17 protein-coding genes and 2 tRNA genes are annotated in these 20,433 nt (G+C 61.7%); 4 read left to right on the top strand and 15 right to left on the bottom strand.

Annotated features, from left to right (window positions below; genetic code table 11):
• Window positions 1-206: 206 nt before the first annotated feature.
• The 4 genes from AC30D9_RS11250 to AC30D9_RS11235 all read right to left on the bottom strand — a co-directional run bounded on the left by AC30D9_RS11250 (window position 207) and on the right by AC30D9_RS11235 (window position 4,651).
• On the bottom strand, window positions 207-1,496 hold the full coding sequence (locus AC30D9_RS11250) for a virulence factor family protein (protein ID WP_134923035.1): 1,290 nt from the start codon (window positions 1,494-1,496) through the stop codon (window positions 207-209).
• Window positions 1,496-4,138, bottom strand: a complete 2,643-nt coding sequence (mprF, locus tag AC30D9_RS11245) for a bifunctional lysylphosphatidylglycerol flippase/synthetase MprF (RefSeq protein ID WP_490144046.1) — start codon at window positions 4,136-4,138, stop codon at window positions 1,496-1,498. The genes AC30D9_RS11250 and mprF overlap by 1 nt, the downstream gene beginning before the upstream one ends.
• Before the next feature lie 152 nt (window positions 4,139-4,290).
• Window positions 4,291-4,367 (bottom strand) — tRNA-Met (locus tag AC30D9_RS11240).
• Window positions 4,368-4,574: 207 nt separating this feature from the next.
• Window positions 4,575-4,651 (bottom strand) — tRNA-Met (locus tag AC30D9_RS11235).
• Between the two features lie 284 nt (window positions 4,652-4,935).
• On the opposite strand from AC30D9_RS11235, the gene dinB reads away from it, so the two are divergent.
• Entirely contained in the window at window positions 4,936-5,997 is a 1,062-nt protein-coding gene (gene dinB, locus AC30D9_RS11230; protein ID WP_134923037.1) for a DNA polymerase IV, read from the top strand.
• A 157-nt stretch (window positions 5,998-6,154) separates the two neighbouring features.
• On the opposite strand, the gene AC30D9_RS11225 is transcribed toward dinB, so the two are convergent.
• The 4 genes from AC30D9_RS11225 to AC30D9_RS11210 all read right to left on the bottom strand — a co-directional run bounded on the left by AC30D9_RS11225 (window position 6,155) and on the right by AC30D9_RS11210 (window position 10,928).
• Window positions 6,155-7,108 (bottom strand): hypothetical protein, encoded by a 954-nt coding sequence (locus AC30D9_RS11225; RefSeq protein WP_490144045.1) that lies wholly within the window; start codon window positions 7,106-7,108, stop codon window positions 6,155-6,157.
• A gap of 17 nt (window positions 7,109-7,125) precedes the next feature.
• A complete protein-coding gene (locus AC30D9_RS11220) occupies window positions 7,126-8,841 on the bottom strand; it encodes a proline--tRNA ligase (RefSeq protein ID WP_134923039.1) in 1,716 nt (571 codons plus the stop codon).
• Between the two features lie 129 nt (window positions 8,842-8,970).
• Window positions 8,971-10,530, bottom strand: coding sequence for an AmpG family muropeptide MFS transporter (locus tag AC30D9_RS11215; protein WP_134923040.1), 1,560 nt, complete (start codon window positions 10,528-10,530; stop codon window positions 8,971-8,973).
• 44 nt (window positions 10,531-10,574) lie between these two features.
• Window positions 10,575-10,928: an MGMT family protein gene (locus AC30D9_RS11210; RefSeq protein ID WP_134923041.1), complete on the bottom strand. Its 354-nt coding sequence runs from the start codon at window positions 10,926-10,928 to the stop codon at window positions 10,575-10,577.
• 154 nt (window positions 10,929-11,082) lie between these two features.
• On the opposite strand from AC30D9_RS11210, the gene AC30D9_RS11205 reads away from it, so the two are divergent.
• On the top strand, window positions 11,083-12,090 hold the full coding sequence (locus tag AC30D9_RS11205) for a DUF481 domain-containing protein (protein ID WP_109755686.1): 1,008 nt from the start codon (window positions 11,083-11,085) through the stop codon (window positions 12,088-12,090).
• Between the two features lie 195 nt (window positions 12,091-12,285).
• Here the strand turns inward: AC30D9_RS11205 and AC30D9_RS11200 are convergent, their stop codons facing one another.
• Window positions 12,286-12,495 carry a cold-shock protein gene (locus tag AC30D9_RS11200; protein ID WP_002554837.1) on the bottom strand — a complete coding sequence of 70 codons (210 nt, stop codon included), beginning with the start codon at window positions 12,493-12,495 and terminating at the stop codon, window positions 12,286-12,288.
• 354 nt (window positions 12,496-12,849) lie between these two features.
• Between AC30D9_RS11200 and dcd the strand changes: the two genes are divergently transcribed.
• Window positions 12,850-13,416 (top strand): dCTP deaminase, encoded by a 567-nt coding sequence (dcd, locus tag AC30D9_RS11195; protein WP_003184751.1) that lies wholly within the window; start codon window positions 12,850-12,852, stop codon window positions 13,414-13,416.
• Between the two features lie 102 nt (window positions 13,417-13,518).
• Window positions 13,519-13,734: a hypothetical protein gene (locus AC30D9_RS11190; RefSeq protein ID WP_109755687.1), complete on the top strand. Its 216-nt coding sequence runs from the start codon at window positions 13,519-13,521 to the stop codon at window positions 13,732-13,734.
• 36 nt (window positions 13,735-13,770) lie between these two features.
• Here the strand turns inward: AC30D9_RS11190 and pdeM are convergent, their stop codons facing one another.
• The 6 genes from pdeM to AC30D9_RS11160 form a co-directional block, all read right to left on the bottom strand.
• The gene (pdeM, locus tag AC30D9_RS11185; RefSeq protein ID WP_134923043.1) at window positions 13,771-14,427 is read right to left on the bottom strand and encodes a ligase-associated DNA damage response endonuclease PdeM; all 657 of its coding nucleotides are present in this window, start codon (window positions 14,425-14,427) and stop codon (window positions 13,771-13,773) included.
• The gene (locus AC30D9_RS11180; RefSeq protein WP_490144044.1) at window positions 14,427-16,913 is read right to left on the bottom strand and encodes a ligase-associated DNA damage response DEXH box helicase; all 2,487 of its coding nucleotides are present in this window, start codon (window positions 16,911-16,913) and stop codon (window positions 14,427-14,429) included. Before AC30D9_RS11180 ends, pdeM begins: the two co-directional genes overlap by 1 nt.
• A gap of 123 nt (window positions 16,914-17,036) precedes the next feature.
• The gene (locus AC30D9_RS11175) at window positions 17,037-17,801 is read right to left on the bottom strand and encodes an ABC transporter ATP-binding protein (RefSeq protein ID WP_134923045.1); all 765 of its coding nucleotides are present in this window, start codon (window positions 17,799-17,801) and stop codon (window positions 17,037-17,039) included.
• A gap of 13 nt (window positions 17,802-17,814) precedes the next feature.
• Window positions 17,815-18,933, bottom strand: a complete 1,119-nt coding sequence (locus AC30D9_RS11170; protein ID WP_490144043.1) for a succinylglutamate desuccinylase/aspartoacylase family protein — start codon at window positions 18,931-18,933, stop codon at window positions 17,815-17,817.
• Window positions 18,934-18,960: 27 nt separating this feature from the next.
• A complete protein-coding gene (locus AC30D9_RS11165) occupies window positions 18,961-19,671 on the bottom strand; it encodes an ABC transporter permease (protein WP_109755692.1) in 711 nt (236 codons plus the stop codon).
• Complete coding sequence (locus tag AC30D9_RS11160; RefSeq protein ID WP_109755693.1) at window positions 19,668-20,396, bottom strand: ABC transporter permease; 729 nt, start codon at window positions 20,394-20,396, stop codon at window positions 19,668-19,670. The genes AC30D9_RS11165 and AC30D9_RS11160 overlap by 4 nt, the downstream gene beginning before the upstream one ends.
• Window positions 20,397-20,433 lie beyond the last annotated feature (37 nt).

Genomic DNA, 20,433 nt, shown 5'->3' with positions numbered 1-20,433 from the left:
TGTGGGCGATACAAATTGAAGATGCTAATGAATCCTTGTGGGAGCGAGCCTGCTCGCGATAGCTGAGGGTCAGTTGACGGTGATGTTGACTGTGCTGCCGTCATCGCGAGCAGGCTCGCTCCCACAGGGGTATGTGTAAATCGAACGACCACAAAAAAGCCCCTGCAACCGTAAAGGCTGCAGGGGCTTCTCGTTAAGCTTTCAGGTCACTGGTCGGCAGGCTTGCTCTGGCGCTTGTTGATCTCATCGATCAGGCGCTTGGCCAGGGCCGGGTAGTTTTCGTCGAAGTGGTGGCCGCCAGGCAGTTTGATGACTTCGCCCACGGCGGTCTTGTCGGTGCAACCGCTTTCGTCGGCCTCTTCGCCGCCATAGATGCACACCACTTTCTCGGCAGGCAGCTTGGCCATTTCCGGGCCGGTGGCCGCTTCGGTACCAGCGTTGCCGAGCCAGCCTTCGACTTCGATCTCGAAGCTGCCGGTGCGGGCGAAGGCCAGCAGGATGATCGCGTCGACCCGCTGTTGTTCGGTGGCTGGCAGGCGATTGTAGATGGCCGGCAACACGTCGGCGCCGAAGGAGTAGCCGGTCAGGATGAAGCGCTTGGTGCCCCAGATCTGACGGTAGTGCTGCATCAGTTCGGTCAGGTCGGCCGCGCTCTGTTCAGGGCTCTTGTGCTGCCAGTAGTAGCGCAGGGTATCGATGCCGACCACCGGGTAGCCGATCTTGGCCATCTCATCGGCCACGTCGCGGTCCAGGTCACGCCAGCCGCCGTCGCCGGAGAGGAACAGGGTTACGGTGTCCCGCGCCTGGCTGGCGGGGACTTCCACCACCGGGATGCTCAGGCCGCCCTTGGCTTTGTCGGTGCCCACCAGAATCTTGCGCAGTTCGTTGTTCAGCACTTGCGGCAGGTTGATGTCGTAGTCGCTGATGCTGGTTTCGGCATTTTTCTGATCCCGTACGAAACCGGCGCTGGTGTCGTCAGGGTTATCGTTCCACGCCACCAGCCAGTGGCCATGGGCCGCGCTTTTGGGCAGCAAGTGCGTGCAGCCGGGTTTTTCCAGGGCCAGGTCCACCGAAACGGCCTTGGCCTTGTCGTCTTTCTGCTCGGCCAACCAGCGCCAGGCCAGCACGGCGCCAGGGCCGATGCCGCTGACCAGCGTGGCCGGCCCCTGGAGCTGCCGCAGGCCCGCTTGCAGGGCGCGGCCTTGCAGCATGCAGTCCTTGGGCAGGATCACCTGGACGATCTGCGCCGAGCCGCTGCGGCTGAGGGTCGTCAATTGGGTGTCGCTGAGTTTCTGGTCTTCATTGACCGCCACCAGCACCTGGGCGCGTGGCTTGGTGCCAGGGATGACCCGGGTCATCGGCACGCCGTCGGCGGGCGCCAGTTGTTCCAGGGTGGGTTGTGGAGCGGGGCGGTTCCAGTACCAGTAACCGCCGCCGAGAATCACCGCCAGCATCAGCAGGGCGGCCACTACGTATCGCCAGGAGCGTTGCATCATCAGCGTTTCACCAGTCCAGTCAGGCCGCCTGCAATCAAGGCGGCAGTATCGGCCAGCGCCACCAGCGGATCGAGTCCGGCGGGCACGGCCATGTAACGAGGTTCCCAGTCAGGCTGGAATTTATCTTTGAAGCGGCGCAGCCCCTGGAAGTTGTAGAGCTGCTCGCCACGGCGGAACACCATCGAGCCTAGGCGCTGGGTCAGCGGCGCGCCACGACGTGGCTGCAAGCCCGACAGTGGGACCATGCCCAGGCTGAAACGGGCGTAGTCATGATTCTTATAGTGTTGGATAAGACCGACCATCATGAACTCCATGGTCAGCTTCGGGGCTTCGGGGTGGGCGCGCATCAGGTCGAGGCTGGCCAGATCATGGCTGTGGGTCTCCAGCAGGTTGGCGAATGCGACCGGGCGGCCTTCGAAACGAATCACCGCGATACGAAAGTGCTTGAGGTAGTCATCGCTGAAACGACCCAGGGAAAAACCTTTCTCGCGCACGTTCTTGCCGGTCAGCCAGGCATCGGAAATGACCTTGAGCTCATCCATCGGCGCCTGGCCCGGTTCGTGGATCTCCAGCGACAGACCGTCACGGGTGCCGCGGTTCCAGGTGTAACGCAAGTCCTTCATCTCTTTGCCCTTGGCTTCGAGATCGAAACGCTTGAGGTCGACCCGTGCTTCCTCGCCCAGCTTGATGGCTGTCAGGCCGATGTCCATGTAGTACGGCAGGTTCTCGGCACGCACCTGGTAGAACACCGGGCGGGCATGGTGGATGTCACACAGGTCACGGAACTGCCAGATCATTTCGGCCCGTTGCTGGGTAGGCCCGATCGGGTCATACAGCGCCACCAGGCTGCGACCACGGCGGGCATACATCAGGAAGGCTTCGTCGTTGGGGTGAAACAGCAATGCCTTGTCACCGGTCAGGGCCAGGCCACCGTCGGGTTGCGAAGACGCCATGAGGATCGTCTTGGCCCGCTCCAGTTCTTCTGCGGTCGGCAAATGGATCACCGGCCGCGCGGTGCGCAGCAACCAGGTCAGGGACACCACCACCAGCAGCACTGCCGCGCCCAGTAGCGAGCGCAGGCCACGAGGGGCGTCGGCGTCGAGGGTGAACTGCCACCACAGTTGATGGCTGTAGGGCACGTCCTGGTAAGCAAACAGCAACAGCCAGATCGACGCGCCCAGCACGCAAAGGCTGGCGATCAGGAACAGTGGGGAAAACGGCAGCTCGGTCAGGCGACTCGGACGATAGAAGGAACGCCGGAATACCGCCAGCAGGGAGGCCGTCAGCGTCAGCAACGTGGCTTCTTCCCAATCAAACCCCTTGAGCAGGGAGAGCAGGGCGCCCACCAACAGCAGAATGGTGGTCAGCATCCAGGCGGCAGAGAGGCGGCGGCGCAGGCCTTGGGCAAGCAGCAGGCACAAAACGCCCACCAGGCTGGCGCCGAAGTGCGAAGCGTCGACCAGTCGATGAGGGATCAGGAAGCCGATGTGCTCCAGGCGGGTGTCGATTTCTGGTGTCACCCCGGAAAACAGCAGTACCACGCCCGAGAGAAACACCAGCACCGCCAGGATCGGTGCCGCGAGGCCCGACGCCGCCCGCAGGGTCTGGCGCGTCTGGAACAGCCGTTGCGCCTCACTGATCAGCAGCAGTACACAAGCCACCAGCATCGGTAGCAGCACGTAGATCAAGCGATACAGTAACAGCGCGGCGGCCAGTGGCGCGGCGCCGAGTTTGTCGGCAAACGCGGCCAGCAGGATCGCTTCGAAGACCCCGACGCCGCCCGGTACATGGCTGAGCACCCCGGCGGCCAGCGCCAACAGGTACACCAGGAGGAAAGCGCCGAACGGCGGTGCTTCGGGCAGCAACAGATACAACACGGTGGCGGCGGCCGCGACATCCAGCGCGGTGATGACCAATTGCAGGAGCGTCAGGCGTCGCCCCGGCATCCGCAGCGTGCGGCGCCCGGCCTTGACCAGGAGAGCGTCGCGATAAGGCTGCTCCGGCAGGCGCCGACGATAGATACCAATGGCCAGCACGCAGGTGAGCAGCAGCACCGCCAGGGCAATCGCCCCCAGTAAGGTAGCCGGCAAGTGCAGCGCCGCAGACGCGGCGGGCAAGTTACTGAGGGTTGCCAAGGCAGCCAGGGGGGGCAATGCGCAGCCCAGGGACAGGCTGGCGAACAACGTCATGTGGGCGACATCCGACGCCCCGAGGCCATGACGCGCATACAGGCGGTAGCGCACCGAGCCGCCCGACAGCAGTGACAGGCCAATGGCATTGCCGATGGCGAACGCGGTGAATCCGCCAAGGACCATGGTTTGTGGTGGCAGCGTCACTCCGGCATAACGGCTGGCGGACCATTCGTAGCCCAGGAGAATGATGAAGCCGACTACCGTGGCGGCGACCGCACCGAGCAGGGCTGGCCGGGGCACTTCCAGAATAGAGTCGTGCAGGGCGTACAGATCGAGCTCGCTCAGCAGGTGGCGGCAGGCAATCAATGCGATCGCAAACAGCAGCAGCGTCACGGCGAGGCCGATGGGCTGGCGGTACTGGCTGATCCGATCCAGCCAACGCAGTCGCTCGGCTTTGATCGGTTGTGTCGCAGTAGCGGAGTCTTGCGGGTCAGACGAGTGGGCGCGCATCAATCACCTCTTGAGCTATGCGCGACAGGATGGGGGTATCCAGCCAAGTTACCAATCCCTGCGGCAGAAAATAATTACAAAACATTTGTAATGAAGTCTTTTTCGCACAGACACAAAAAAGGCCACTCTTTCGAGCAGCCTTTCTTGATATTTGGTTGCGGGAGCCGGATTTGAACCGACGACCTTCGGGTTATGAGCCCGACGAGCTACCAGACTGCTCCATCCCGCGTCTGTGTGGCGGCATTCTACAGGCGAACGCATGAGTGTCAACCGTTAAAAGAACATGGGATCAAATAAACGGACAATCTGTGTAAATGCGCGAAATCAAAAGAAAATTGTCCTACAGCTTTCGCCTTGGCGTGTGCAGCGACTGTCCTCGTGGCAAAACAGGCGCGCACAAAAAAGGCCACTCTTTCGAGTAGCCTTTTTTGATGTTTGGTTGCGGGAGCCGGATTTGAACCGACGACCTTCGGGTTATGAGCCCGACGAGCTACCAGACTGCTCCATCCCGCGTCTGTGTGGCGGCATTCTACAGAGGATCGTCTTGCTGTCAACCCCGGCGTCACAAAAATCTGTTCCGCTTCAAGCGCTTAGCCTTGATAAAGGACATTGTGACAGCGCTGTGACGCAGGCCTGGCAAGGGCTGGCGCTCTATCGGATGGTTCGTTGCGATTGAATAAATAAATTTATGTAGGCGCTTTCCCTGGTGAGCGAAGGATCTTTCAAACTACTGGTGCTATATACAGGTGCGAGTGCGATACTGGTGACCCGATTCGTCGCACACTCCGCTTCTTTTTATGACGCAACGTAAAATCATCCACGTCGACTGTGACTGTTTCTATGCCGCTATCGAGATGCGCGATGACCCGCGGCTGGCCGGCAAGCCCCTGGCAGTGGGTGGTTCGGCCGATCGGCGGGGCGTGATTGCCACCTGTAATTATGAGGCGCGTGCCTATGGCGTGCGCTCGGCCATGTCCTCTGGTCACGCGTTGAAGCTCTGTCCGGACCTCACCATCGTCAAGCCACGAATGGATGCCTACCGGGAAGCGTCGAAGGAAATTCATACGATTTTCAGCGATTACACTGACCTGATCGAGCCGCTGTCGTTGGACGAGGCCTACCTGGATGTCTCCGCCAGCGCTCATTTCGGTGGCAGCGCCACCCGCATCGCCCAGGATATTCGCCGACGCGTTTCCAACCAGTTGCACATCACCGTGTCCGCAGGCGTCGCGCCGAACAAGTTCCTGGCCAAGATTGCCAGTGACTGGAAAAAGCCCAACGGGCTGTTCGTCATTACCCCGGACCAGGTCGAGGACTTCGTCTCGGCCTTGCCGGTCAGCAAGCTCCACGGTGTTGGAAAGGTTACCGCCGATAAGCTGAACCGGCTTGGTATCGTCGATTGCCTGCAATTGCGTCAATGGGACAAGTTGGCGCTGGTGCGCGAATTCGGCAGTTTCGGTGAGCGGCTCTGGAGCCTGGCCCGTGGGATCGATGAGCGTCTGGTGCACAACGACAGCCGACGGCAGTCCATCAGTGTGGAAAATACCTACGATGTCGACCTGCCCGACCTGGTGAGCTGCCTCGACAAGCTGCCGGAACTGATGGAAACCCTTAACGGGCGCATGGCGCGGATCGACAGCAGTTATCGGCCGGGCAAGCCGTTCGTCAAAGTGAAGTTCCACGACTTCACCCAGACCACTCTGGAGCAGGCTGGGGCAGGACGAGACCTGGGCAGCTACCAATTGCTGTTGACCCAGGCGTTCAACCGCGGTGGCAAACCGGTGCGATTATTGGGGATAGGCGTGCGGTTGGAAGATTTGCGCGGTGGGTTCGAGCAGTTGGAGCTGTTTGAGCGGTGAGGCTGCCGATGAGTGCCCTGCTTGGCGCGGTCCTTGTGGCAAGGGAATCCTGTGGGAGCAAAGCTTGCTCGCGATGGCATCCTTGAAACCGCCATCGCGGGCAAGCCTTGCTCCCACAGGTCTTGCCTTCACACAACCTCTTGCCGGAGGAGGTATTTCAATTCGCCCCTGGATCCGCCACCAGCCGCCCGCCATCCTTGGTCAGCGCTTTCATGAATTCGGCTTGCAGCTCCGGATCATTGCGTGTCAGTTCGATCAGGCTTTGTTCCAGTTCGCTGGCTTCTTCTTCCAGCCCTAGCTCCGACAGGCGCTTGACTCGATGAACCCACTGGCTCACCTCGTCATCTTCCAAGTCGTCGTAGATCAGCGCATGGGCTTCCAGCAGCTTGCTGCGCAAGGTGCTGCTGATGCTCAGGGATGAGTCGGTGTGCACTTCGTCCTGGGCATCCGTCACGCTGATCTGCAATTTGCCGAACTGGCTCAGGTCCTGTTCGGCGAACGGGCTTTCCAGCAGGTTTAAGCGCAGCACACCGTTACGGTCGGTGCTCAGCTCGAAGGTCTGCCGGGCGGCCTTGACCTCCACCGGGCGTTCGCTCCAAGGCAGGCTCGAGTGTTCCGTGCGCTTGTCGCGCTGGACTTCGTCGATGCCCGCCAGGTTCTGCTGGGCACGACCATGGGAAGGGACGTTCATGAATGGGTTGAGCCCGGCGAAACCATAGCTGATCCAGTCACGGGTCACGGTGTCCGGCAGGCTGCCGAGGGCGAACACATTGACCACGTTCGCGCCGACACCGGCCACCACGGCCACGGCCCCCAAGGGGATTTCGTAAATCTCCCGCCAGGGTTGGTACGGCGTGTAGCGATCGTAATGGCGCGTGACCTCGAACTCAGTGACTTCGAAGGTCTTTTGCTCGTTGATTCGCACCCGCCGCTGGGGCAGGTCGAGCACCTTGGGTTCGCCCACGTCGATCTGCAGGCTGTGGTCGAGCAATTTACGCTCGACCCGCTCTTCGTGCTCGCTGCGTTGTGACATTTGATTGGCACAGCCGCTGACCAGCAGGGCGCCGCACAGGGCGGCGCCACCGAGGCCTAAGGTGTTTCGCTTGAACATGACGTCTCTATCTGGTGTCAGCGGCGGATACGGGCCTGGAGGAACGACAGCACGTCGGCGACCGGCAGCGCTTGCGGCTCGGCCTCGGTGCGGCTCTTGTATTCCAGGTTGCCTTCGGCCAGGCCACGGTCACTGACGACGATCCGATGGGGGATGCCGATCAGCTCCATGTCCGCGAACTTGATGCCGGGGCTGGTTTTCTTGTCGCGGTCGTCCAGCAGCACTTCGAAGCCGGCGGCCGTCAGTTCGGCGTAGAGCTTGTCGGTGGCTTCACGCACCAGGTCGGTTTCATAGCGCAGCGGTACCAGGGCAATCTGGAACGGCGCCAGTGTGTCGCTCCAGATGATGCCTTTCTCGTCGTTGTTCTGCTCGATGGCGGCGGCCACCACGCGGGAAACGCCGATGCCGTAGCAACCCATTTCCAGGGTGACCGGCTTGCCGTTCTCGCCCAGCACTTCGCACTTCATCGCCTTGCTGTACTTGTTGCCCAGCTGGAAGATGTGCCCGACTTCGATGCCGCGCTTGATTTCCAGGGTGCCCTTGCCGTCCGGGCTCGGATCGCCGGCCACGACATTGCGCAGGTCCGCGACGGTTGGAACCGGCAGGTCGCGTTCCCAGTTCACGCCGAAATAATGCTTGTCGTCGACGTTGGCACCGATGGCGAAGTCGCTCATCAACGCCACCGAGCGGTCGATGATGATCGGCAGTGGCAGGTTCAATGGGCCGAGGGAACCGGCACCGGCGCCAATGGCGTCGCGCAGCTCGGCTTCGGTGGCCATGACCAGCGGGCTGGCGACGCCTGGCTGGTTGGCGGCCTTGATTTCATTCAGCTCGTGGTCGCCACGGACGATCAGGGCAATCAGCTTGCCGGCTTCTTCCGCGCGGACGATCAGGGTCTTGATGGTGCGCTCGATCGGCAGGTTGTAGCCTTCCACCAACTGGGCAATGGTCTTGGCGTTCGGGGTGTCTACCAGGCGCAGCTCTTCGGTCGGCGCGGCGCGGGAGGTTTCCCGTGGCACGGCTTCGGCTTTCTCGATGTTGGCGGCGTAATCGGAGCCATTGCTGAAGACGATGTCGTCTTCGCCGGACTCGGCCAGTACGTGGAACTCGTGGGAGCCGGCACCGCCGATGGAGCCGTTGTCGGCTTCAACCGGGCGGAATTTCAGGCCCAGGCGGGTGAACACGTTGCAATACGCCTGGTGCATGCGGTCGTAGGTGACTTGCAGCGAAGCCAGGTCGGCGTGGAACGAGTAGGCGTCCTTCATGATGAATTCGCGACCGCGCATCAGGCCGAAGCGTGGACGGATCTCATCACGGAATTTGGTCTGGATCTGGTACAGGTTGATCGGCAGCTGCTTGTAGCTGCTCAACTCGTTGCGCATCAGGTCGGTGATCACTTCTTCGTGGGTCGGGCCTGCACAGAAGTCGCGACCGTGACGGTCTTTGATGCGCAGCAGCTCAGGGCCGTACTCTTCCCAGCGCCCCGATTCCTGCCACAGCTCGGCCGGTTGGGTGCTCGGCATCAACACTTCCAGGGAGCCGGCGGCGTCCATCTCTTCGCGAACGATGGCTTCCACCTTGCGCATGACTCGCAGACCCATCGGCAGCCAGGTGTACAGGCCCGAGGCAAGTTTGCGGATCATGCCGGCGCGCAGCATCAGCTGATGGCTGATCACGACGGCGTCGGAAGGCGTTTCTTTCAGTGTGGCGAGCAAATATTGACTGGTGCGCATGGTTGGCCGTTGTCGGTTGCTGATGACGAGAAGTGACGGAGCATTGTACGGGCGAGATGCCCTGGCGTACAGGCGCGTGGCCGGTGGCCAGGTGCGAACGCCGGTTTCCCCGGCGTCTGCTGAAGTTTCCTACGACTCTTCCGCTGGCCGGGTGGGTGCCGGTTCCTCGGTCGGGGGCGAGTCTTGGCGACGGTTTTCCTGGAACCAGTGCACGGCGATCAGCAGCAGCGTCGGAACGCCAAGCAGCGCAGTGATCAGGAAGAAGTTGTGATAGCCGAACTTCTCCACCATCACCCCTGAATAACCACCGATCAAGCGCGGCAGCAATAGCATGATCGAGCTGAGCAGGGCGTATTGGGTGGCGGAGAACTTCAGGTTGGTCAGGCTCGACAGGTAGGCGACGAACGCTGAAGTGGCCAGGCCGGAGCTGAAGTTGTCCAGGGAGATGGTGACAATCAACATCTTCAGGTTGGCGCCCATGTCGGTGAGCATCAGGAAGAGGATATTGGTGGCGGCCGAGGCGACACCGCCGATGAACAGGATGGGCAGGATGCCGAAACGGACGATCAGCAGGCCGCCCATGCCGGCGCCGACGAGGGTCATGATCAGCCCGAAAATCTTGCTGACGCTGGCGATCTGGTCCTTGGTAAAGCCCTGGTCGATGTAGAACACGTTGGCCATGACGCCCATGACCGTGTCGGACATCCGATAGGTTGCGATCAGCCCGAGCAGCAGCAGGGCCTGCCAGCGGTAACGGAGGATGAAATCGTTGATCGGCGTCAGCACCGGCGCCAGTCCGCGGCGCCCCATGGTCGACAGGCACAGGGCAGTCAGGATGGTGTAGAGAATGGCCCGCAGGAACGCACGGTCTTCGAGCAACAGGTCGAGCAGGCTGACGCCCTCGAACAGCACGCTGGCGAAATCGGTGTTGTAGAGCTGGGTGAACATCGCCGGGACTGACACCAGCAGCACGATGAGCACGAACACCGACGCCAACTGATGCACGAACGTGTAGCGTCCGGCCTGCAATTGGGTGCGCAGCGGCACCGGCGGCTCGCGCATGAACAGCGAGGTCAGCAGCGCCGGGATCATCAAGACGCCGAACAGCAGGTAGGTACCGGCCCAGGCCGAGTGCTTGTAGCTGAAACCGGTGGAGCCAAATCCTTCGGCGAAGAACAGGGCGCCAGCGGTGGCCAACAGCGCGGCGATGCGGTAACCGGACATGTAGCTGGCGGCGAGGGCGGCCTGGCGGGTGTCGTCGGCGATCTCCAGGCGATAGGCGTCGACGGCGATGTCCTGGGTCGCGGAGGCGAAGGCGACGATGACGGCGATGGCGATCAACCAGGACAGGTGTTTTTGTGGGTCGCAGAAGCCCATGCCGATCAGGCCGAGGATCACCAAGGCCTGGGAGAGCACCAGCCATGAGCGGCGACGCCCCAGTTTGCCCAGTAGCGGCAGGCGCCATTGGTCGAGCAGCGGCGACCAGACCCACTTGAAGGCATACGCCAGCCCGATCAGGCTCGCATAGCCAATGGTTTCGCGGGCCACGCCGGCCTCGCGCAACCAGACCGAGAGCGTGGAAAACACTAGCATGTAGGGCAAGCCGGCGGCGAAGCCAAGCAGCAACAGCACGAGCGTCGAGGGACTGGCATAGGCGGCGAGGGCGGCGCGCCAGGTTTTACGGGGCATGGGCTGGAGTCTGCCTCAAAAATTGCGAAAACAAAGCGCGCACTCTAACCGCTGTGCTCTACCGGGCGCCAGCCATGGCGCTGAATATCAACACGATTGTTCAGGACACTGACCCCCTCCATACGCAGGCGAGCGCGCTGTTCATCTCCTGAGGTGCTGCCCACCGGCAGGCTGATCCGACCGCCGGCACCCAAGACTCGGTGCCAGGGCAGCTTGGTGTCGTTCGGCAATTGGCTGAGGGTCCGCCCGACCCAGCGCGCCGCACGGCCCAGACCGGCCATTTCGGCGAGTTGGCCGTAGGTGACGACCTTGCCCGCCGGCACCTGGGCCAGGGTCAGGTAGAGGGTGGTGCGGCGGATTTGGGCGGCGTTCTCGGTATCCGCTGGGGTATCAGTCACGTTGGGGGCTCCTCGGGTGTCCGTCTGTAGATTAATTCCTACAAGGTTGATTGAGAAATGAACTCATCACCCATACACGGGTCAGTCCTTGCTGAGGTGTCATCCTGGGGGATAATGCCGCCTTTTCACCGCAAACTTGAGCCCTTTATCGCTTATGTTGTCTAGAACCCTGCTATGCCTGGCTGTTGCCAGCGCCTCCACGCCCTTGCTCGCCGACACTGTCTGGTTGAAGAATGGGGACAAACTCAGTGGCAAGATTACCGTTTTCGATGGCGGCAAGCTGCTGATCCAGACCGATTACGCCGGTGCGATTCCCATTGACTGGAAACAGGTCAAGACCCTGGAGAGTGACCAGCAACTCCTGGTCAAGCAGGATGCCTATACCGGCGAGAAAGCCAAGGCGTTACAGGCGGCCGAGGATGGCAAGGTCACCTTGGCCAACGGTGATGCGCCCAAGACCGTCGAGCTGGCCAGTATCCAGCAGATCCTAAAGCCCAAGCCGGTGGTCGAAGACCTGGTGTGGAAAGGCAATATCGATGCCGCGCTGGATTATCAGCGTGCGGAAAACGATACCGACGATTACGACATCGATTTCAAGACCTCGGCACGCCACGGCAGATGGCGGCACACCGCCGAAGGCGAATACAATCGTGAGTTCCAGGACGATGTGGTTTCCGCCGATAACTGGCGCCTGGAGTATTCCCTCGACCGGTTCCTGACGGACAAATGGTTTTGGCAAGGCCGCCTGAACTACAAGCGGGACAAAGTCGAAGACCTGGCGCGCCAGCGCGTGGTGGGTACCGGTCCGGGCTATCAATTCTGGGATGACGAACTGGGAGCGTTCTCGCTGGGCTCGTTGTTGAACCGCACCGATTATGAGTACCGCGACGGCGGCAAGGACAACTTCTATTCCGTCGCGATGAAGTGGGACTACAACCGCTACCTGATCGGCAAGCGCGTCGAGTTCTTCACCAACGGTGAAGTGGGTAAGCCCCTGTCCGACGTAGCGGATTACGCTTATGACGCAGAGATCGGGTTGCGCTATAAGGTGACCGATTGGGCGTCGCTCAACCTCAAGGCCGAGAAGGATGTCATCGAGGGCACCGAAGACAGCGACTTGAGCAAGACGCGCTACACGGCTGGGTTTGGCGTTACCTGGTAATCCCAGGCTAACCAGCAAACCCATGTGGGAGCGGGCTTGCTCGCGAAAGCGGTGTGTCAGTCAACGTTGATATTGCTGATCCACCGCTTTCGCGAGCAAGCCCGCTCCCACAGTTTTTTGTGCACAGTAGAAAACTGACAGGCACAAAAAAGCCCCGCTTTTGAGGGCGGGGCCTTTTACTAAAGCAAGGACAAGTTAGATAACTTGAACTTCTTCAGCTTGCATGCCTTTCTGACCGCGGGTAGCGATGAAAGAAACCTGTTGGCCTTCTTTCAGGCTTTTGAAGCCGTCGGATTGGATAGCTTTGAAGTGAACGAACAGGTCGTCACCGGATTGTGGAGTGATGAAGCCGAAGCCTTTTTCATCGTTGAACCACTTAACGGTACCGGTTTGGCGATTAGACATGGTGTAACTCCTTGAACAAAGATAACTGCGACTCAGGAAGAACCCTGGCCGAGACTGAGTGCAAAGAGCAGGAAAAATTCTTGTAGATGGTTGGATCGAAATTCAACATATCGTGTAGAGATTCTCAGTGACACAAGCAGCACAGTGGCGCCACCTTAACCCTTTTTCCGGAACGTGCCAATGGTCTTTGCGAAGGTTTCTCGGATTTAGTGACTGGCGGTGCGCGGTATTGCCGTCAGGACCTGGAAATCAAGGTGGATCGGCGAGAATTGCGTGCCGCGCTTTGAACCCGGCCCCGTGCCCCGGTAAGATGCCGGACGTATTTTTTCCACCTCGCTATTTCAGGAAACCGCCATGAGCATCAAATCGGACAAGTGGATTCGCCGCATGGCGCAAGAGCACGGCATGATCGAGCCCTTCGTCGAGCGCCAGATGCGTGGCGAGGGCGCCGACCGGCTGATCTCCTTCGGTGTCTCCAGCTACGGCTACGACGTGCGCTGCGCCGACGAATTCAAGGTGTTCACCAATATCAATTCGGCCACCGTCGACCCGAAGAACTTCGACGAGAAGAGCTTCGTCGACGTCAAGAGCGATGTCTGCATCATCCCGCCGAACTCCTTCGCCCTGGCCCGCACTGTCGAGTACTTCCGCATTCCGCGCAACGTGCTGACCATTTGCCTGGGCAAGAGCACCTACGCCCGTTGCGGCATCATCGTCAACGTCACGCCGCTGGAACCCGAGTGGGAAGGCCACGTGACCCTGGAATTCTCCAACACCACGACCTTGCCGGCGAAGATCTACGCCAACGAGGGTGTGGCGCAGATGCTGTTCCTTGAATCCGATGAAGAGTGTGAAGTGTCCTACAAGGATCGTGGCGGCAAATACCAGGGCCAGCGCGGTGTAACGCTGCCACGGACCTGAATCTGACGAGCTGTTGGAATTCCTGGGCGGGTAGACACTCTATTGCGTGTACTGCCCGTTTTTGTGCGTCAGCGCAGCGGGCCTTCGCTCAGGAGTTGCTCTATGAAGATCGATCCGCGAATCAGTGCCGAACTGGCAAGGCTTGAGCCCAATCAGATCGGCGTCATGGCCTGGTCATTGCTGGCCCATCCTGCCGAAGCGGCGGGCGGCATCCCCGGCCAGCCCGACCCCGATACGCCCAACGAACAACCCAACGATCCCACTGAACCCGGCGAACCGACCTTGCCGGATGAGCCGCCTCCTGCGCCTGTTGCCTGATGAGACAATGGCCCGTCAGCGATAGCACCGCGTGCTTCAGTTGACGGGCCATATTTCGTTATCGCCGATGACAAAAATCCTGCAATCGCTGTCCTGCCCGACCCGATAGCCGCCCGTGAATGCACCGAAGGCCGGCAGCAGGCTGATTTCACTGCCCAGCCGGAAGCAGGCCAGGCGCAGGTGTTGTCGGCCCTTGCCGCTCAGGTGATAGACCGGATGTACGTGGCCGGCCAGCACATGGCGGCTGGGATGTGGGTCAGGCTCGTGTTGTACGGCAAAAGGGCCCAGCAGCAAGGGCTCCGGTACGACGCGAATGTTCAGCGCTGACGGTGGGTCGCCGGCGCGTTTGTCGTGGTTGCCACGAATCAGCGTCATGGCCAGGTGCGGATGTCGCTCACGCCAATCGGAAAGTGCCTGCAAGGTGCCGGGCGCGTGAGAGCCTGGGCCGTGGAGAAAATCCCCGAGGAAAAGCAGCTGTCGACACGGCAGGCTGGCCAGTATTGCATCGAGTACGGCGATGTTGCTGGCGGTAGTGCCATGGGGTACCGGTTGCCCGAGCTTGCGGTAGGCGGCGGCCTTGCCGAAATGAACATCGGCCACCATCAGGGTTTCCTGGGCGGGCCAGTACAGGGCTTTTTCCGGGAGCAACCAGAGTTCTTCTCCGGCCAGGCTGACAGGATAGGGCGCTGGCATCAGGCGTCACCGCGATCGGCAGTCTTTTCCAGCTCGCTGACCATTCGCCGGATACGGTCGGCAAGCTTTTCCGAGCTCATGCTTTCCCGGAACCGCTCCACCAGCAGCGGGAACCCGAGCGGGGTGGGGCGCTTGATGACATGCAGGTCCAGCTTCAAGGTATTGAGGCGTTCCAAGGTTTGCTCCAGTCGACGGATATCCAATTCTTCGCGCAAGACTTCCTCCCCAGCCTGGGCCAGCAGCAGATTCTCGGCGTCGTATTGCTTGAACACCTGGAAGAACAACCCACTGGACGCCTGGACTTGCCGGGTGCTTTTTGGCGCACCGGGGTAGCCGGCGAAGACCAGCCCGGCGATCCGGGCGATTTCGCGAAAGCGCCTGAGGGCCAGTTCCCCGGCATTCAGGCTCGCAAGCACGTCGGCCAGCAGGTGGTCGACGCTCAGCAGGCCCGGGGTCAGGTACTGCGACCAATCCACTGCCGTGGCACTGAGCAGTTCCAGGCCGTAATCGTTGACCGCAATGGAAAACGTCAGCGGCTGTTGCCGACTGACACGCCATGCCAGCAGGCTGGCCAGGCCCAGATGAACCTGGCGTCCGGCAAACGGGTACAGGAACAGGTGCCAGCCTTCCCGGGACTTGAGGGCTTCGGCCAGCAATGTGCTTTGCGTGGGCAAGCCGGACCAGCGTTGCTGAGTCAGCAGCAAGGGCTGCACGGCCTGCATCTCCGGACCCTCGAAACGGCCCGCGGCGGCTTCGCTCAAACGGGCCACGACGGCGGCCGCCAGTTCGCTGGAGAGCGGCATGCGCCCGCCGTTCCAGCGCGGTACGGCGGCTTTTTTGGCCTGGCTGCGTCGCACGTAGGCGGTCATGTCTTCGACCCGGACCAGTTCCAGCAGTCGCCCGGCGAACAGGAAACCGTCACCGGGGCGCAGACGGGCGATGAAGCCTTCCTCTACGCTGCCCAGGGTCTTGCCGCCGCCGCCCTTGCTCCAGAACTTCAATTGCAGGCTGGCATCGCTGACGATGGTGCCGATGCTCATGCGGTGGCGGCGGGCCAGGCGTGCGTCGGGGACGCGCCAGATCCCGTGTTCGTCCGGCTCGACCCGTCGGTAGTCAGGGTAGGCGGTCAAGGACAGGCCGCCATGACGTACGAAAGCCAGGGCCCAGGCCCATTCGGCTGGGTTGAGGTCGCGGTAGGCCCAGGCGCCGCGCACTTCCCGAAACAGTTCATCGGGCACGAAGCCGCCCCCCAGGGCCATGCTGACCAGGTGCTGCACCAGGACGTCCAGCGGCTTGTGGGGCGATTCGCGAGGTTCGATGCGCCGATGGGCCACGGCGTCCTGTGCGGCGGCGGCCTCGATCAATTCCAGGCTGTGGGTCGGCACCAGTGTCACTCGCGAGGCGCGCCCCGGCGCGTGGCCGGAGCGCCCGGCCCGTTGCATCAGACGTGCTACGCCCTTGGCCGAACCGATCTGCAGCACCCGTTCCACCGGCAGGAAGTCCACCCCCAGGTCCAGGCTGGACGTGCAGACCACCGCTTTGAGCTGGCCGTCCTTCAATGCCTGTTCCACCCAGTCCCGGGTATCACGCGACAGTGAGCTGTGGTGCAGGGCGATCAGCCCGGCCCAATCGGGCCTCGCCTCAAGAAGCGCCTGATACCAGATTTCCGACTGTGCCCGGGTATTGGTGAAGACCAGGCAACTGCCACTGGCGTCGATTTCGGCAACGACCTGGGGCAGCATTTTCAGGCCGATGTGCCCGGCCCATGGGAAGCGCTCGAGGGCCGGGGGTAACAGCGTGTCGACCTGCAGCGCCTTGCCGTCGGCCCCCTGCACGCTGATCCCGTTGCCCTGCGGGATCAATACCTGCTCGGCGTGGGCCTGGTTGCCCAGGGTCGCGGACACGCCCCATACGATCAGTTCGGGATGCCAGTGCCGCAAGCGCGCCAGGGCCAGTTGCAATTGCACGCCACGTTTATTGCCGAGCAACTCGTGCCATTCATCCACCACGACCATGCGCAGGGTCGAGACGGCGACTTGCGCATCGGCCCGGGCGAGGATCAAGGTCAGGCTTTCGGGAGTGGTGATCAACGCGGTCGGCAGGCGCCGGCCCTGACGGGCGCGTTCGCTGGCACTGGTGTCGCCGGTACGCAGGCCGACGCTCCACGGCAGGTTCAGGTCTGCCAGGGGCGCTTCGAGGGCTTTGCCGGTGTCGGCAGCCAGTGCCCGCATTGGCGTGATCCACAGCACCGTGAGCGGCTCGGCCGGCGGTTTGCGTTTGCGCGGTTTAACCGGCGGTGGGGCGGGGCGGGCGTAGCGGTTGAGGGCGGCGAACCACACGGCGTAGGTCTTGCCGGCACCGGTGCTGGCATGCAGTAAACCGGATTTTCCTCGCTTGACGGCGGTCCAGACCTGCTTCTGAAAGGCGAACGGCTTCCAGCCGCGGGCGCTGAACCACTGGTTTGCGAAGTTGTTGGATGTCGCCATGCCTGCCGCGTGCGCCCTGAAAGTCCTTCTTCAGTGACCACGGCGAGCGATGAAAGGTTTTATTCCTGTGGCGAGGGGATAAATCCCCCTCGCCACAGGAGCTGCTTGCGGCCCATGCCAGGGTTATTTCAGATTGCCACTGAGAAACTGCTTGAGCCGCTCGCTCCTGGGATTGCCCAGCACGTCTTCCGGGCTGCCTTCTTCTTCCACCAGGCCCTGATGCAGAAACAGCACTTGATTCGAGACTTTGCGGGCGAAGCTCATTTCGTGGGTCACCATGATCATGGTCCGGCCTTCTTCGGCCAGGCCCTGGATCACCTTCAGCACCTCGCCCACCAGCTCCGGGTCCAGGGCCGAGGTGGGTTCGTCGAACAACATCACTTCCGGCTCCATCGCCAGGGCACGGGCAATGGCCACGCGTTGTTGCTGGCCGCCGGAGAGGAACGCCGGGTATTGCTCGGCGACCCGCGCCGGCAGGCCGACCTTGTCGAGATAACGACGGGCGCGGTCGTCGGCTTCCTGCTTGCTGACCCCCAACACCCGGCGCGGCGCCATGGTGATGTTTTCCAGCACGGTCATGTGGCTCCACAGGTTGAAGTGCTGGAACACCATGGCCAGGCGCGTGCGGATGCGTTGCAGTTCGTCGGCGTCGGCCACGTGCATGCCGTGGCGGTCCTTGATCATCTGGATCGGCTGGCCGTCCAGGCTCATGGCGCCGTCGTTGGGTTGTTCCAGGAAGTTGATGCAGCGCAAAAAAGTGCTTTTGCCCGAGCCGCTGGCGCCGATGAGGCTGATGACGTCGCCGGTCTTGGCCTTGAGCGACACGCCCTTGAGCACTTCATGTTCGCCATAGCTTTTATGCAGGCCTTCGATGGTCAGTTTGTACATGGAGCATGCATCCTCAAGGCGAAAGTAAGTAGCCGCTGCGGTAGGCTTCGGTGCCGGCGACATGGGCGATGACCATGCCGGCAGTCGCCATGCGGCGTAGCGAGCGGGCGTACATCAGCCCGGCGTTACGGCAATGGACAGGAGTGACAGTATCGTTGACCGGGTCAATGACTTCCGCCACCAGTTGCCCGGCTTCCAGATATTCCCCGGGCAGGGCGCTATAGACCAGCAACCCGCCCACGGGCGTCGCCACCGGCTCGACAGCGGCCAGCGGCGTGGCGGGGTAGGGCAGTTCGGGCATTGGCATCGGTTCGCCGTCGATGGCGCCGAAGCGAATCAGGTACTCGATCAGGGCTTGGCAGTCGAGGCTCGCCAGGCCGTGGTTGACGTCACCCTGGCCACGCAATTCCACCGTGACCGAAAAGCTGCCCAGGGGAATCTCGAAGCGTTCGCCGAAGCGTTCCTTGAGTTGCCACCAGAGCAGGGTGAAGCACTCATCGAACGACTGGCCGCCCGAATCGGTCGCCAGCAGGCTGGCTTCGGCACCGATGTAGCGGGCCAGCGGCTCGACCTGCGGCCAGGCTTCGGGCGTGGTGTAGAGATGGGCCACGGCTTCGAAGTCGCAATGCAGGTCCAGCACCATGTCGGCGTCGCACGCCAGCCGTTGCAGGGTCAGGCGCAGGGATTGCAATTGCGTGCCTGGGGTCTGCCGGGCGAGGGCGTCGCGCAAACTGGTGCGGATCACTTCCAGGTTGTGCTGCGGATTGTCGGTGAGCAGCTCTTCGACATCGTTGCCGATCTCTTCACTCAGGTCGACGAAGCGCCGGTTGAAGTTCTGCCCGCTCTCGGTTTCGTAACGGCCCAGGGGCACGTCCATCAACACCTGTTCGAGGCCGATGGGATTGGCGACGGGCACCAGCACGATCTCGTGCCGCAGGTGACCCGACGCTTCGAGTTCGGCCAGGCGCTGCTTGAGGTGCCAGGCGACCAGCATGCCGGGCAGTTCATCGGCGTGCAGGGACGACTGGATGTAGATCTTGCCCTCGGCTTTTTCCGGGCCGAAGTGGAAGCTGTGGATCTTGCGCGCGGTCCCCGGTACGGGGCCCAGCAAGTCATGGATCTGGTGGCGCATTTGCGTGTGTGTCCTGGAACAAAAGCCCTAGTGGGTCGGCCCGAGAAAGGCCAGCCAGCGGCGTTCGGCGAGGCGGAAGAGGCCCACCAGCGCAAAGGTGACTGTCAGGTAGATCAACGCGGCGATGCCAAACGACTGGAACGTCAGGAACGTGGCCGAGTTGGCGTCCCGGGCGACTTTCAGCACATCAGGAACGGTAGCGGTGAACGCCACGGTCGTCGAGTGCAGCATCAGGATCACTTCGTTGCTGTAGTACGGCAGCGAGCGGCGCAGGGCCGACGGCATGATCACGTAGGCGTATAGCTTCCAGCCGGTGAGGCCGTAGGCCTTGGCCGCTTCGACTTCGCCATGGTTCATGCTGCGGATCGCCCCGGCGAAAATCTCCGTGGTGTAGGCGCAGGTGTTCAGGGCGAAGGCCAGGATCGTGCAGTTCATTGCATCGCGGAAGAAGCTGTCGAGCAATGGCTGGGCACGCACCGCCGCGATGCTGTAGATGCCGGTGTAGCAGATCAGCAACTGGATGTAGAGCGGAGTGCCACGGAACAGGTAGGTATAGAACTGCACCGGCCAGCGTACGTAGAACTTGGGCGAAACCCGGGCGATGGACAGCGGGATCGACACCACGAAACCGATCAGCAGCGAGGCGCTGAGCAGCCACAGGGTCATGGCCAGGCCCGTGACGTTGACGCCGTCGCTGTAAAGGAACGGTCGCCAGTATTCTTGCAGAAGTTCGATCATCGCACGGCCTCCCGGGCTCCGGCGGCGTAGCGACGTTCAAGCCAGCGCAGGACGAAATTGGACGCGCTGGTGATCAGCAGGTAGATCAGCGCCGCCAGTACCAGGAAGTAAAACAGTTGGTAGGTGCTCTTGCCCGCATCCTGGGCGGCCTTGACCAGATCGGCCAGGCCGATGATCGACACCAGCGCGGTGGCCTTGAGCATCACCATCCAGTTGTTGCCGATACCCGGCAGGGCAAAGCGCATCATTTGTGGAAACACCACGAAGCGAAAGCGCTGGCCACGCTTGAGGCCATAGGCCGTGGCGGCTTCGACCTGGCCCCGGGGCACCGCGAGGATCGCACCGCGAAAGGTTTCGGTGAAGTACGCGCCATAGATGAAACCCAGGGTGATCACCCCGGCGCCGAATGGGTCGATTTCGATGTATTCCCATTCCATGAAGTCGGTAAACGAGGTCAACCAGGTTTGCAGGCTGTAGAAAATCAGCAGCATCAGCACCAGGTCTGGCACGCCGCGAATCAGCGTGGTGTAGAGCTGGGCAGGAATTCGCAGCAGTTTGACGCTGGACAGCTTGGCGCTGGCGCCCAGCAGGCCGAGCAAGACGCTCAGCAACAAGGACAGGGCCGACAGCTTGATGGTCATCCAGGTGCCTTGCATCAGCAACGGGCCAAAGCCCTGCAGGCTGAAGGCGGAGAGCCCCAGATTTTGTAGGAGTTGTTCGAACATGAAAGAGGCCTTTGGCAGGAGAAAAGCGCCCATCCGA

Source organism: Pseudomonas sp. DF11 (genome assembly GCF_058148565.1).
The sequence above is the reverse complement of the archived record's forward strand: the minus strand, read 5'-3'. Positions and strand labels throughout refer to the sequence as shown.